Source organism: Klebsiella spallanzanii (assembly GCF_902158555.1).
Lineage (GTDB): Bacteria > Pseudomonadota > Gammaproteobacteria > Enterobacterales > Enterobacteriaceae > Klebsiella > Klebsiella spallanzanii.
On the sequence record NZ_CABGGS010000001.1, the window covers coordinates 289,557 to 301,972 of the forward strand.

Here is a 12,416-nt window from a genome sequence, read left to right on the forward strand (position 1 = left end):
GAGACGCTCCGCATAATTCAAATTTGAAATATGACGAGCACAAATATCAAGAGGATATGACACTATGAGTACCGCAAAACTGGTTAAAACTAAAGCAACGAATCTGCTCTATACCCGTAACGACGTCGCAGATAGCGCGAAGAAAGTGACCGTTGAGCTGCTGAATCGCCAGGTGATCCAGTTCATTGACCTGTCGCTGATTACCAAACAGGCTCACTGGAATATGCGCGGTGCAAACTTTATCGCCGTTCATGAAATGCTGGACGGCTTCCGCACTGCGCTGGTCGACCACCTTGATACCATGGCTGAGCGTGCCGTACAGCTTGGTGGCGTGGCGCTGGGGACAACTCAGGTCATCAATAGCAAAAGTCCGCTGAAAAGCTATCCGCTGGACATCCATAGCGTACAGGACCATCTGAAAGAGCTGGCCGACCGCTATGCCATCGTTGCCAACGATGTACGTAAAGCCATCGACGAAGCGAAAGACGAAGATACTGCAGATATCTTCACCGCTGCTTCCCGCGACCTGGATAAATTCCTGTGGTTCATCGAAGCTAACATTGAATAATGCCAATCGCCGTCAGCCCTGCTGGCGGCTTTTTTTTATTTTCTCACGCCCACCGAAACGCACCAGGTTAGTGCATGTAAATGTGCAAAATGCGCGCTAAAGTAAATCAATTGTAATAATCACCTCACACAATCGTTACGACGAGATTGTTTTAACATCAGGGTTTGCGTTAAAAATGCTCTTGTTATGCGATGCCCTTATGATGCACCAAAATAGCGCCCCAAATAGGTGCAATTAACGTTATCCGTTATCAAAATTGTGCAACGGGATTTATCCTGGTTGTTATAAAACAACAGGTTGTAAAACTGGCACGATTTTTTCATAAGGCTACTCGTTCTCGCAGGGGATCGTCCCGTGGATAAAAAAGGAAATGCTATGAAGTCTGTATTTAAAGTTTCACTGGCTGCACTGACCCTGGCTTTTGCGGTTTCTTCTCAAGCCGCTGATAAAAAACTGGTTGTCGCGACAGATACGGCGTTTGTTCCGTTCGAATTTAAACAAGGCGATCAGTATGTTGGTTTCGACGTTGATCTGTGGGCTGCCATCGCGAAAGAGCTGAAGCTCGATTACACCCTGAAGCCAATGGACTTCAGCGGCATTATCCCGGCGCTGCAAACCAAAAATATTGACCTGGCGCTGGCGGGTATCACCATTACGGATGAACGTAAAAAAGCGATCGATTTCTCCGATGGCTACTACAAAAGCGGCCTGCTGGTGATGGTTAACGCCAATAATAACGACATTAAAGACGTTAAAGATCTGAACGGTAAAGTGGTTGCCGTGAAAGGCGGTACCGGTTCCGTTGACTATGCGAAAGCCAATATTAAGACTAAAGATCTGCGCCAGTTCCCGAACATCGATAACGCCTATATGGAACTGGGTACCGGTCGTGCCGATGCGGTCCTGCACGATACGCCAAACATTCTTTACTTCATCAAAACGGCGGGCAACGGCAAGTTCAAAGCAGTAGGTGAATCGCTGGAAGCGCAAAACTACGGTATCGCTTTCCCGAAAGGTAGCGACGAACTGCGTGAAAAAGTGAACGGCGCGCTAAAAACGCTGCGTGAAAACGGCACTTACAACGAAATTTATAAAAAATGGTTCGGTACTGAACCAAAATAATAATGAGCGTTTTCTCTTCCAGGCCTGCTGATAAGCAGGCCTGAATAGTTTTCTCAGAGGGCTTTCCTCTGTTTTCGACACGGTAACAGGAACACATTATGCAGTTTGACTGGAGTGCCATCTGGCCCGCCATTCCTATTTTGCTGGAAGGCGCCAAAATGACGCTGTGGATTTCCGTCCTCGGCCTGGTCGGCGGTTTGATAATCGGTTTGGTGGCCGGTTTCGCCCGCTGTTTCGGCGGCTGGATCGCCAACCACATCGCGCTGGTGTTTATCGAAATCATTCGCGGCACCCCGATTGTGGTGCAGGTGATGTTCATTTATTTTGCCCTGCCAATGGCGTTTAGCGATTTACGTATCGACCCGTTCTCAGCGGCAGTGGTCACCATTATGATCAACTCTGGCGCCTATATTGCGGAAATCACCCGCGGCGCTGTGTTGTCTATCCATAAAGGCTTTCGCGAAGCGGGCCTGGCGTTAGGTCTTTCTCGCCGGGAAACCATTCGCTACGTCATCCTGCCGCTGGCGCTACGTCGTATGTTGCCGCCGCTGGGCAACCAGTGGATTATCAGTATCAAAGATACCTCGCTGTTTATCGTCATCGGCGTTGCCGAACTGACCCGCCAGGGCCAGGAAATCATTGCCGGTAACTTCCGCGCACTGGAGATCTGGAGCGCCGTTGCCGTTATCTATCTGATCATTACCCTGGTGCTGAGCTTTGTTCTGCGTCGACTTGAAAGAAGGATGAAAATCCTGTGATTGAATTTAAAAACGTTTCCAAGCATTTTGGCCCAACCAAAGTGCTGCATGATATCGATCTGAAGATCAACCAGGGCGAAGTCGTCGTCATTATCGGCCCGTCCGGTTCAGGTAAATCGACTCTGCTGCGCTGTATTAATAAACTGGAAGAGATTACCAGCGGCGATCTGATTGTCGACGGCCTGAAAGTTAATGACCCGAAGGTTGATGAGCGCCTGATTCGCCAGGAAGCCGGTATGGTGTTCCAGCAGTTTTATCTGTTCCCGCATCTGACGGCGCTGGAAAACGTCATGTTCGGCCCGCTGCGCGTTCGCGGCGCGAATAAAGCAGCGGCGGAGAAACTGGCTAAAGACTTGCTGGAGAAAGTAGGTCTGGCGGAACGTGCACACCACTACCCTTCTGAGCTTTCCGGCGGTCAGCAGCAGCGCGTTGCCATTGCCCGCGCGCTGGCGGTCAAGCCAAAAATGATGCTTTTCGATGAGCCCACCTCAGCGCTTGATCCCGAGCTGCGTCACGAAGTGTTGAAAGTGATGCAGGATCTGGCCGAAGAAGGCATGACCATGGTCATCGTCACCCACGAAATTGGCTTCGCCGAGAAAGTGGCTTCGCGTCTGATCTTTATCGATAAAGGGCGTATTGCGGAAGATGGCGATCCGCAGATGCTGGTTAAGAACCCACCAAGCCCGCGTCTGCGCGAGTTTTTACAGCACGTAGCCTGATGCCCAACGGCCCTCCCATTCGCAGGAGGGCCGCTTTCCAGAATCATCCCAACCTGACCCTCCGGATCTCGTCTTCTATACTTAACGGTTTGAGATGCAATGGAGGTGCCTGTGCCGCAGATTTTGTTACTGCTCGCTTTACTCTTCACCGCCCCGCTATCGGCCGCAACGCTGCCCGGCGTCCCGGCAACCACGACGGACCAATCCAGCAGTAGCGAACCCGATCTGGCACAAAAGAAAGCAGCCTACGGCGCGCTGGCTGACGTTCTTGAAAACGCCGATGCCCGTCAGGAACTTATCGATCAACTACGTAAGGCCGCCGCTACGCCGCCACCGGACAGCACGCCGAAACTGACGCCGCCGGAAATAAAAGATGAGGCCACGGTGCTGGAAAACGTCACCCAATTCAGCCGCGAATACGGCGAGCAGCTCTCATCACGTTTTTCTCAGCTATGGCGCAACATCACCGGCTCTCCGCACAAACCTTTTAATTCCCAAACCTTTACCAGCGCGGCCTGGCATTTCTTATTGCTGGCGGGGCTGGTCTTTGCCTTCTGGTGGCTGGTACGCCTGGCAGCCCTGCCGCTGTATCGCAAAATGGGCCACTGGGGACGGCATAAAAACCGCGATCGCAGCAACTGGCTGCAGCTACCTTCGACTATCGCCGGGGCGTTTATTTTTGACCTGCTTCTGCTGGCCCTTACGCTGTTCGTCGGCCAGCTGCTAAGCGATCGCCTGAACGGTAATAATCCCACCATCGCCTTTCAGCAAAGCCTGTTCCTTAACGCCTTCGCGCTCATTGAGTTTTTCAAAGCCATTTTGCGGCTCATTTTCTGCCCGCGAATCCCCGAGCTACGTCCATTCAACCTCAGCGATGAAGCGGCAAAATACTGGAACCTGCGCCTGAGCGCGCTAAGCAGCCTGATTGGCTATGGCCTGATCGTCGCGGTACCCATTATTTCTAATCAGGTCAACGTGCAGGTCGGCGCGCTGGCCAACGTCGTTATTATGCTGTGTATTACTCTCTGGGCGCTGTATCTGATATTCCACAATAAAAAACTGATTACCCAAGGGCTTATCCATCTCGCCGACCGCTCACTAGCCTTCTTTAGCTTGTTTATTCGCGCCTTTGCTCTGGTCTGGCACTGGCTGGCCTGCGCCTATTTTATCGTGCTGTTTTTCTTCTCACTGTTCGATCCCGGCAACAGCCTGAAGTTTATGATGGGCGCCACGCTGCGCAGCCTGGCCATCATCGGCGCCGCCGCGCTGGTCTCCGGAATTCTGTCACGCTGGATAGCAAAAACCATCACCCTGTCGCCAGAAACCCAGCGCAACTATCCCGAACTGCAAAAGCGGCTTAACGGCTGGATCTCTGCATCGCTGAAAGCGGCGCGGATCTTAACGGTCTGCGTGGCGATAATGCTGCTGCTCAGCGCGTGGGGACTGTTCGATTTTTGGCAGTGGATGCATAACGGCAGCGGGCAAAAAGCGGTAGATGTGCTGATTCGCATCGCGCTAATCCTGTTCTTCTCGGCGATTGGCTGGACGCTGCTCGCCAGCCTGATTGAGAACCGGCTGGCATCGGATATTCATGGTCGCCCGCTGCCCAGCGCCCGCGCCCGTACGCTGCTGACGCTATTTCGCAACGCGCTGGCGGTGGTGATCAGCACGATTACTATCATGATCCTGCTCTCGGAAGTAGGCGTGAATATCGCCCCACTGCTGGCCGGTGCCGGTGCGCTGGGCCTCGCCATTTCATTCGGCGCGCAGACCCTGGTCAAAGATATTATTACCGGGATCTTTATCCAGTTTGAGAACGGCATGAATACCGGCGATCTGGTGACGATCGGGCCATTAACCGGAACGGTGGAACGGATGTCGATTCGTTCCGTCGGCGTGCGCCAGGATACCGGCGCTTACCATATTATTCCGTGGTCCTCGATAACGACCTTCGCTAACTTTGTGCGCGGTATCGGTTCGGTTGTCGCCAACTATGATGTTGACCGGCAGGAGAGTCTGGATAAGGCCAATCAGGCGCTGAAAGACGCAGTAGCAGAGGTGATGGCGCAGGACGATATTCGTGGTCTGATCATTGGCGAACCCTCTTTTGCAGGGCTGGTGGGCTTAAGCAATACGGCCTTCACCCTGCGCGTTACCTTCACCACCCTGCCGCTGAAGCAGTGGACGGTGCGTTTCGCCCTTGATACCCAGGTGAAAAGGCATTTCGATCTTGCAGGAGTACGGGCACCGGTACAAACTTATCAGGTACTACCGATGCCAGCACCAGCAGGACCACCGGCCCCCGCGGAGCCTACGCTATAAAGTACGGCGACGTTTGGCTTCGTCCATAAAGGTCCAGGCGATAAAGCGGCTTTGCTTATTGCCCTGGGCCATCTCTTTTTTCACCACTTTCACCGCTCCGATGTCGGTCAGCGCGCGGTAAAGCGGCGGCAAATTGTCGCCACGGGAAACCAGCGAAGTAAACCATTTCACCTGACGGCCGAACTGCTGGCTCTCCTGAATCATCTGGGTAATAAAGGCCACCTCGCCCCCTTCGCACCACAGCTCCTGCTGCTGGCCGCCAAAGTTGGTCACGCTGTCTTCGCCCAGCCCCAGATTACGACGTTTACGTTCACCGCCCGCCTGCGCGCTGGCGGCGGAATCATGAAACGGCGGGTTGCACAGGGTCGCGTCGTAGTTCTCATTTTTATGGATAATGCCGGTCAGAATCGCTTTGGCATCTTTTTGCCGACGCAGGCGAATCTGACGAGTCAATCCTGGATTACCGTTAACGATAGCCTGCGCGCTGGCAAATGCTTCGGCATTCACTTCGCTGCCGGTAAAACGCCAGCCGTATTCATGAACGCCAATCAGTGGGTAGATGCAGTTTGCGCCAACGCCGATATCAAGAATGCTGGCATTCGCCGGAATCGTCCCGTTATCCAGCGCCAGCAAATCGGCGAGGTGATGAATATAGTCCGCCCTACCCGGAACCGGTGGACAAAGAAAGCCCTCGGGGATATCCCAATGTTTCACCGCGTAAAAGTGCGCCAGCAGCGCTTTATTCAGCGCCTTCACTGCCAACGGATTGGCGAAGTCGATGGTCTGCTCACCCACCGGGTTCAATGTGATAAAGCGCTGCAACTCAGGATGAGCCTGACACAGCGCGGTCAGGTCGTAGCGTTGATGGTGACGGTTACGCGGGTGCAACCCCGGTTTCTGGGCTTTCATGGTAATCTCCTCTGAACAGCCGCGTAAGATACCCGTTGACGGCGGCGCGGTAAATAAGTGAGTCTGGATATCTCCTTTTTTCTCACAGGTGTCGTATGTACTTCTACCAACCATCGCACGGACACGGCCTGCCGCACGACCCGCTTAATGCCATCATCGGGCCGCGCCCCATCGGCTGGATTTCCTCTCTTGACAGTAGCGGCCAACGTAACCTCGCGCCCTACAGTTTTTTTAACTGCTTTAACTATCGGCCGCCGATTATTGGTTTTGCCAGCAGCGGCTGGAAAGATAGCGTGCAAAATATCGTCGAGACTAAAGAGTTTGTCTGGAACCTGGCCACTCGCCCTCTGGCAGTGGCGATGAACGAAACCTCCGCCAGTATACCGCGTCACGAAGATGAATTTGCCCGCGCCGGGCTGACCCCCACCGCCAGCCGCATCATCAGCGCCCCGCGTGTAGCTGAAAGCCCGGTAAACTTCGAGTGCCGCCTCTCGCAGTGCATCCAGTTAACCAGCGCTGAAGGGCTAGCGGTTGAAAGCTGGCTGGTGCTGGGCGAAGTCGTGGCAGTGCATATTGATGAATCTTTGCTTGAGGATGGCATTTACCAGACCGCCAAAGCCCAACCGATTCTGCGCGCCGGAGGACCCAGCGCCTATTATGGCATTGACGAAAGCCTGCGCTTCGACCTTGTTCGTCCGGATGCACGTTAGCCCCCCATCATCCTGACCTGCGATATAAGCCTGCATCCAGGTCGGGAGTCTTTGGCTTTACTCTCTCTTATCTCCACTCGATTTATGTAGAAAAAAAGCAGTCAATGTAAATAAATGTATTTATTTTTTTATAAATGAGTGATAAAAATTCGGCCGTTTTTTGATAATGATTATCGAAATCATTATCAAACTCATTGCTTTTGTAAAAAATCACCTGCAGTGGTCGGGATGAAGCATAGCTTCGTCTACGGTCGTTATGGCCTAATTAAAACTATAAGTCACTTATTGATATGGAAAAAAACAACAATTTGCCGTTCAGCAGTTTTAACTCGCTGACAATCTTCACCGGCTTATGCCTGAGTCTCTCTCCGTCCGGCCAGGTGCTTGCAGCGGACAACACTGAAAAAAACGCTGGTGAAACGCTGGTGGTTGAAGCGCAAACCCCATCGCTGTATGCGCCAACCCACTCCGCCGACCCTAAATTTTCACGCCCCATAGCCGACACGACGAGGACGGTTACCGTTGTCTCGGAACAGGTGATGAAAGATCAGGGCGTCACTAACCTCACCGACGCGCTGAAAAACGTCCCCGGGGTCGGTGCGTTCTTCGCTGGTGAAAATGGTAACTCAACCACCGGCGATGCCATTTATATGCGCGGCGCGGATACCTCCAATAGTATTTACGTTGATGGTATTCGCGATATCGGCAGCGTCAGCCGCGATACCTTCAACACTGAGCAGGTTGAGGTTATCAAGGGGCCGTCTGGTTCCGACTACGGCCGCAGCGCGCCGACCGGTTCAATCAATATGATCAGCAAACAGCCGCGCCTGGACTCCGGCATCGATGCTTCCGCAAGCGTAGGTAGCGCCTGGTTCCGGCGCGGCACGCTGGATATTAACCAGGCCATTGGCGAAACCAGCGCGGTGCGCCTCAATCTGATGGGCGAAAAAACTCACGATGCCGGCCGCGATAAGGTGCAAAACGAGCGTTACGGCGTGGCGCCATCCGCCGCATTCGGCCTCGGTACCGAAAACCGCCTGTACCTTAACTATCTTCACGTAACCCAGCACAACACGCCTGATGGTGGCATTCCGACCATCGGTCTACCGGGCTATTCCGCACCCAATGCCAGTACCTCGGCGCTGAATCATTCAGGTAAAGTTGCCACCAGCAACTTTTACGGAACCAACTCTGACTACGATGATTCCACGACCGATACCGTCACTATGCGTTTCGAGCACGATCTGAGCGATACCACCACCATTCGGAACACGACCCGCTGGTCGCGCGTAAAGCAGGATTATCTCATGACGGCGGTGATGGGCGGTGCATCAAATATTACCCAGCCCAATCCCAACGATGTGGGCACCTGGACCTGGTCACGTCTGGCGAACACTAAAGATATCAGTAACAAGATCCTCACTAACCAGACTAACCTGACCTCGAAGTTTTATACCGGATCCATCGGTCATGATGTCAGCACCGGGGTGGAATTCACTCGTGAAACGCAGACTAACTACGGGGTATATCCGCTCACGCCACCAGCGGTGAATATTTATCATCCGAACAGCGATATCTCTATTGGCGGCCTGAACCGCAGCGGCGCCAACGCCAACGGGCAAACGGATACGTTCGGCGTCTATGCTTTCGATACCCTGCAAATTACCCAGGAGTTCGAACTAAATGGCGGGATCCGTCTGGATAACTACCAGACCAAATACGATAGCGCGAGCCTGTGCGGCGGTACTGGACGCGGCGCTATCGCCTGTCCTGCCGGAGTAGAAAAAAATACCCCGGTGACCACGGTCGATACCTCCACCAGCGGCAATCTGGTGAACTGGAAAGCCGGAGCGCTATACCATCTGACCGAGAACGGCAATATTTATGTCAACTACGCCGTCTCGCAGCAGCCTCCGGGGGGCAGTAACTTTACCCTTGCGCAAAGCGGCACCGGCAACAGCGCCAACCGTACCGACTTTAAACCGCAGAAAGCCAAAACCAGCGAAGTGGGCACCAAATGGGAGTTGATGGACAAGCGCCTGCTGCTGACCGCCGCCCTCTTCCGTACCGATATTGAAAACGAAGTCGAACAGAACGACGATGGCACTTATTCGCAGTACGGCAAGAAACGCGTTGAAGGCTATGAGATTTCTCTCGCCGGTAATATCACTCCTGACTGGCAGGTTATCGGCGGCTATACCCAACAGCGCGCCAGCATTAAGGAAGGTGCAAACACCGCTCAGGATGGCACCAGCGCCCTGCCGTATACGCCAGAACATGCGTTTACCGTGTGGAGCCAGTATCAGGCCACCGATGCTGTCTCCATCGGCGCTGGCGCACGTTACGTCGGTAGCATGCATCGCGGCAGCGACGGCGCGGTCGGTACCCCATCTTACACCGAAGGCTACTGGGTGGCTGACGCCAAGGTCGGCTATCGCATTAACCGTAATCTCGACCTACAACTGAACGTCTATAACCTGTTTGATACCGACTATGTTGCCTCTATTAATAAGAGCGGCTACCGCTATCACCCGGGCGAACCGCGGACCTTCCTGCTTACCGCCAATATGCATTTCTGATCCACTGCGGGGCGTCAACGCCCCGTTTTCTCAGGAGATAAACCGATGATGTATCATATTCCCGCCGTTCTCAGCCCTCAGGAAGTGGACCATTTTTCTGCCCAGCTACAGCAGGCTGAATGGATTGATGGACGTGCCACAACCGGCGATCAGGGAGCTCAGGTCAAAAATAACCAGCAAGTGGATACCCGCAGCAGCCTGTACGCTGAACTTCAGGGCAAAGTGCTGGCGGCGCTGAATCGCAACTCGCTGTTTTTTGCCGCCGCGCTGCCAAAGGCGATTTCCAGTCCGCTGTTTAACCGTTATCAGCAGAGCGAAACTTACGGTTTCCACGTTGACGGCGCAGTGCGCAGCCAGGCGCAGGGCGGGTGGATGCGTACCGATCTTTCCGCCACGCTCTTTTTATGCGATCCGCAGAGTTACGAAGGCGGTGAACTGGTCGTCAACGATACCTATGGCCAGCACTCCGTTAAACTCCCAGCAGGTGATCTGGTGCTCTACCCCTCAAGCAGCCTTCACTGCGTCACTCCGGTTACATCAGGTACCCGCGTCGCTTCGTTCTTATGGATTCAATCGATGATCCGCGATGATAAGCGCCGCGCCATGCTGTTTGAGCTGGATGGCAATATTCAGAAGTTAAAAGGTCGCCACGGTGAAAGCGAGGAAGTCCTGTCTCTGCTCAACCTGTACCACAATCTGCTACGGGAATGGTCAGAAATCTGAACCTTGCCTGGTCATTTTTTACCCCCATATATTCTCTATACTATAGATCTACGAGAAAGTGAGGTGAGCTATGGCATCAGGTTGGGCAAATGATGACGCCGTGCAGGAACAGATAGACAGCACCATCAACGACGCGATCGCGCGGGCACGAAATGAGCTGTCATCGGGGGAAAGCAACAAATTTTGTGAAGAATGCGCAGAGCCAATACCGGAAGCTCGCCGACAGGCGGTTGCGGGGGTGAAATATTGCCTTAAATGCCAACAGCAGATAGATTTACATAACAATACATTTTCAGGATATAATCGCAGAGGTTCTAAGGACAGCCAGCTTCGCTGACCAACATTTACCGTTCATTACCACAGGTCATGTTATCTTTTCGCGCACGTTTTTTCGCAAACGGAGTGGCAAAATGTGCCCTTGTAGCCCCTCCCGTTCCGCCATAACGGGTTTTGTCTTCACTGGCTAAAATAATTTATTAATATTCAATAAATTAATAATCATTCAAAAAATTCGATGAAGACTGTTAATTTCCTTCGATTTTATCTCTCGCCAAAAACCGTGATACTTATCACATCGACGGAACATCGTCCCCTATACAAGACAACCTGCGAGAGATTAACTATGAAAAACATCAAATATGCTGCCGCTGCTATCGCCCTTTCCGCTCTGTCCTTCGGCGCATTCGCCGCTCAGCCAGTAACATCAGCTCAGGCAGAAAGTATGAACAAAATCGGTGTTGTTTCCGCAGAAGGCGCGACGACGCTGGACGGACTGGAAGCCAAACTGGCTGCAAAAGCGGATGCCGCTGGCGCGACGGGTTACAGCATCACCTCCGCTAACACCAATAACAAAGTTAGCGGTACCGCGGTTATCTACAAATAATCGCCAGATATTCCTGTAGCAAGACCCTGTAATGCCACTGTTTTAACCCTGTAAGATCCTTTAATACCCTTGCCTTGCCCGTCCATGCCACTGGACGGGCTTTTTTTTTGACCTGCGGATACGTTTACCAGCTCTCTTCGACCTTCAACAGCCCCTGTTCCAGCGACAAGACTTCTCCGGTCGCCACCAGACAGCAGGCCAGCTGAATTTTCAGCGACTGCGGAAGCGGCTCGCTCCCCACGATGCAGCGCTCAATCCAGCGTGCGGTCACTTCGGGATCTTTTGACACCGGAAGTACAGCTACCTGCGCAGCTGCGCCATCCTGACGCGCGTTAACCACCCGGGTACCGGTGGCATCGATCAGGCTGATTTGCGGACAACGCTGTGGGTTAGCATAAACCTCGCCTTCGGTACCGTGCATCAGCAACGCCCGTCCGCCGATTTCAGCAAAGAATTTCGCCACCCGACCGACATATTCGGGGTGCGAAACGCTCGACAGGCGCAGCGCGTCATTTTCCGCAAAAGGAGTAGCCAGCTTGGCCAGCGTATGCGAGCTGTTACGCACACCCATGCGCCAGCGCATCGCCAGCTGTTTCTCCAGCGGCGGACAAAATGCGCTTATCGGCATATAAACCGGCTGGTGGCTGTCTAACCGCGCCTGGGCCTGACCCGCATGAAGCGTCGCCGGGATCCCCATCAGTTCAAAAATAGTTTCCGTCAGCACGCGGGTTGGATCGTGGCTTACGCCATGAACAATGACCGGAAAACCAAGCTTATGCAGCAGGACGGCAAGCAGAGGCGTCAAGTTTGCCTGTTTACGCGCACCGTTGTAGCTGGGGATCACAATCGGCATCGGTTTAGCGACCGGTGGAGTGAGCTTAATCGTATGGGCCTGCATCGCTTCATAAAAGCCCTTCATCTCTGCTTCACCTTCGCCCTTAATGCGCAGGGCGATAAGAATGCCGCCCAATTCAAGGTCTGGCACCTCGCCGCTAAGCATCCGCGCATAGAGCGCGCGGGCCGTATCCTCATCCAGATCGCGGGCATGGTTTTTTCCGCGCCCGACTTCTTTAATGATCTTGCTGTAGTCCATTGCAGGCTCCTCTGAGCTTCTCACATCGTC

The 12,416-nt window shown here is 53.4% G+C and carries 12 protein-coding genes; 10 read left to right on the forward strand and 2 right to left on the reverse strand.

Annotated features, from left to right (window positions below; genetic code table 11):
- Positions 1-64 precede the first annotated feature (64 nt).
- The 5 genes from dps (at position 65) to ybiO (ending at position 5,489) form a co-directional block, all read left to right on the forward strand.
- Positions 65-568: a DNA starvation/stationary phase protection protein Dps gene (gene dps, locus FN082_RS01465; RefSeq protein ID WP_082237395.1), complete on the forward strand. Its 504-nt coding sequence runs from the start codon at positions 65-67 to the stop codon at positions 566-568.
- 375 nt (positions 569-943) lie between these two features.
- Positions 944-1,690 carry a glutamine ABC transporter substrate-binding protein GlnH gene (gene glnH, locus FN082_RS01470; protein WP_139538824.1) on the forward strand — a complete coding sequence of 249 codons (747 nt, stop codon included), beginning with the start codon at positions 944-946 and terminating at the stop codon, positions 1,688-1,690.
- Between the two features lie 98 nt (positions 1,691-1,788).
- On the forward strand, positions 1,789-2,448 hold the full coding sequence (gene glnP / locus FN082_RS01475) for a glutamine ABC transporter permease GlnP (RefSeq protein WP_004100490.1): 660 nt from the start codon (positions 1,789-1,791) through the stop codon (positions 2,446-2,448).
- A complete protein-coding gene (gene glnQ, locus FN082_RS01480) occupies positions 2,445-3,167 on the forward strand; it encodes a glutamine ABC transporter ATP-binding protein GlnQ (RefSeq protein WP_139538823.1) in 723 nt (240 codons plus the stop codon). Before glnP ends, glnQ begins: the two co-directional genes overlap by 4 nt.
- Before the next feature lie 111 nt (positions 3,168-3,278).
- Positions 3,279-5,489 carry a mechanosensitive channel protein gene (gene ybiO / locus FN082_RS01485; protein WP_142461879.1) on the forward strand — a complete coding sequence of 737 codons (2,211 nt, stop codon included), beginning with the start codon at positions 3,279-3,281 and terminating at the stop codon, positions 5,487-5,489.
- On the opposite strand, the gene rlmF is transcribed toward ybiO, so the two are convergent.
- Entirely contained in the window at positions 5,484-6,398 is a 915-nt protein-coding gene (gene rlmF, locus FN082_RS01490) for a 23S rRNA (adenine(1618)-N(6))-methyltransferase RlmF (RefSeq protein ID WP_142981033.1), read from the reverse strand. The genes ybiO and rlmF overlap by 6 nt on opposite strands.
- A gap of 95 nt (positions 6,399-6,493) precedes the next feature.
- Here rlmF and FN082_RS01495 point away from each other — a divergent pair, with 95 nt between their 5' ends.
- The 5 genes from FN082_RS01495 to ybiJ all read left to right on the forward strand — a co-directional run bounded on the left by FN082_RS01495 (position 6,494) and on the right by ybiJ (position 11,293).
- Positions 6,494-7,108: a flavin reductase family protein gene (locus tag FN082_RS01495; protein ID WP_142981034.1), complete on the forward strand. Its 615-nt coding sequence runs from the start codon at positions 6,494-6,496 to the stop codon at positions 7,106-7,108.
- A gap of 290 nt (positions 7,109-7,398) precedes the next feature.
- The gene (locus FN082_RS01500) at positions 7,399-9,687 is read left to right on the forward strand and encodes a catecholate siderophore receptor Fiu (protein WP_142465810.1); all 2,289 of its coding nucleotides are present in this window, start codon (positions 7,399-7,401) and stop codon (positions 9,685-9,687) included.
- Between the two features lie 45 nt (positions 9,688-9,732).
- Positions 9,733-10,410, forward strand: a complete 678-nt coding sequence (ybiX, locus tag FN082_RS01505; protein WP_139538818.1) for a PKHD-type hydroxylase YbiX — start codon at positions 9,733-9,735, stop codon at positions 10,408-10,410.
- 70 nt (positions 10,411-10,480) lie between these two features.
- Positions 10,481-10,747, forward strand: coding sequence for a DksA/TraR family C4-type zinc finger protein (locus tag FN082_RS01510; RefSeq protein WP_142981035.1), 267 nt, complete (start codon positions 10,481-10,483; stop codon positions 10,745-10,747).
- Between the two features lie 285 nt (positions 10,748-11,032).
- Positions 11,033-11,293 (forward strand): DUF1471 family protein YbiJ, encoded by a 261-nt coding sequence (gene ybiJ, locus FN082_RS01515; RefSeq protein ID WP_045395040.1) that lies wholly within the window; start codon positions 11,033-11,035, stop codon positions 11,291-11,293.
- A 124-nt stretch (positions 11,294-11,417) separates the two neighbouring features.
- Here ybiJ and ybiB read toward each other — a convergent pair whose 3' ends face one another.
- Positions 11,418-12,386: a DNA-binding protein YbiB gene (gene ybiB, locus FN082_RS01520; protein WP_142981036.1), complete on the reverse strand. Its 969-nt coding sequence runs from the start codon at positions 12,384-12,386 to the stop codon at positions 11,418-11,420.
- Between the last annotated feature and the right edge of the window lie 30 nt (positions 12,387-12,416).

Excerpts from the sequence above, each read along its gene's own strand:
- dps (WP_082237395.1), top strand. The coding sequence starts at position 65 with ATGAGTACCGCAAAACTGGTTAAAACTAAAGCAACGAATCTGCTCTAT.
- glnH (WP_139538824.1), top strand. The coding sequence starts at position 944 with ATGAAGTCTGTATTTAAAGTTTCACTGGCTGCACTGACCCTGGCTTTT.
- glnP (WP_004100490.1), top strand. The coding sequence starts at position 1,789 with ATGCAGTTTGACTGGAGTGCCATCTGGCCCGCCATTCCTATTTTGCTG.
- rlmF (WP_142981033.1), bottom strand. The coding sequence starts at position 6,398 with ATGAAAGCCCAGAAACCGGGGTTGCACCCGCGTAACCGTCACCATCAA.
- FN082_RS01495 (WP_142981034.1), top strand. The coding sequence starts at position 6,494 with ATGTACTTCTACCAACCATCGCACGGACACGGCCTGCCGCACGACCCG.
- FN082_RS01500 (WP_142465810.1), top strand. The coding sequence starts at position 7,399 with ATGGAAAAAAACAACAATTTGCCGTTCAGCAGTTTTAACTCGCTGACA.
- ybiX (WP_139538818.1), top strand. The coding sequence starts at position 9,733 with ATGATGTATCATATTCCCGCCGTTCTCAGCCCTCAGGAAGTGGACCAT.
- FN082_RS01510 (WP_142981035.1), top strand. The coding sequence starts at position 10,481 with ATGGCATCAGGTTGGGCAAATGATGACGCCGTGCAGGAACAGATAGAC.
- ybiJ (WP_045395040.1), top strand. The coding sequence starts at position 11,033 with ATGAAAAACATCAAATATGCTGCCGCTGCTATCGCCCTTTCCGCTCTG.
- ybiB (WP_142981036.1), bottom strand. The coding sequence starts at position 12,386 with ATGGACTACAGCAAGATCATTAAAGAAGTCGGGCGCGGAAAAAACCAT.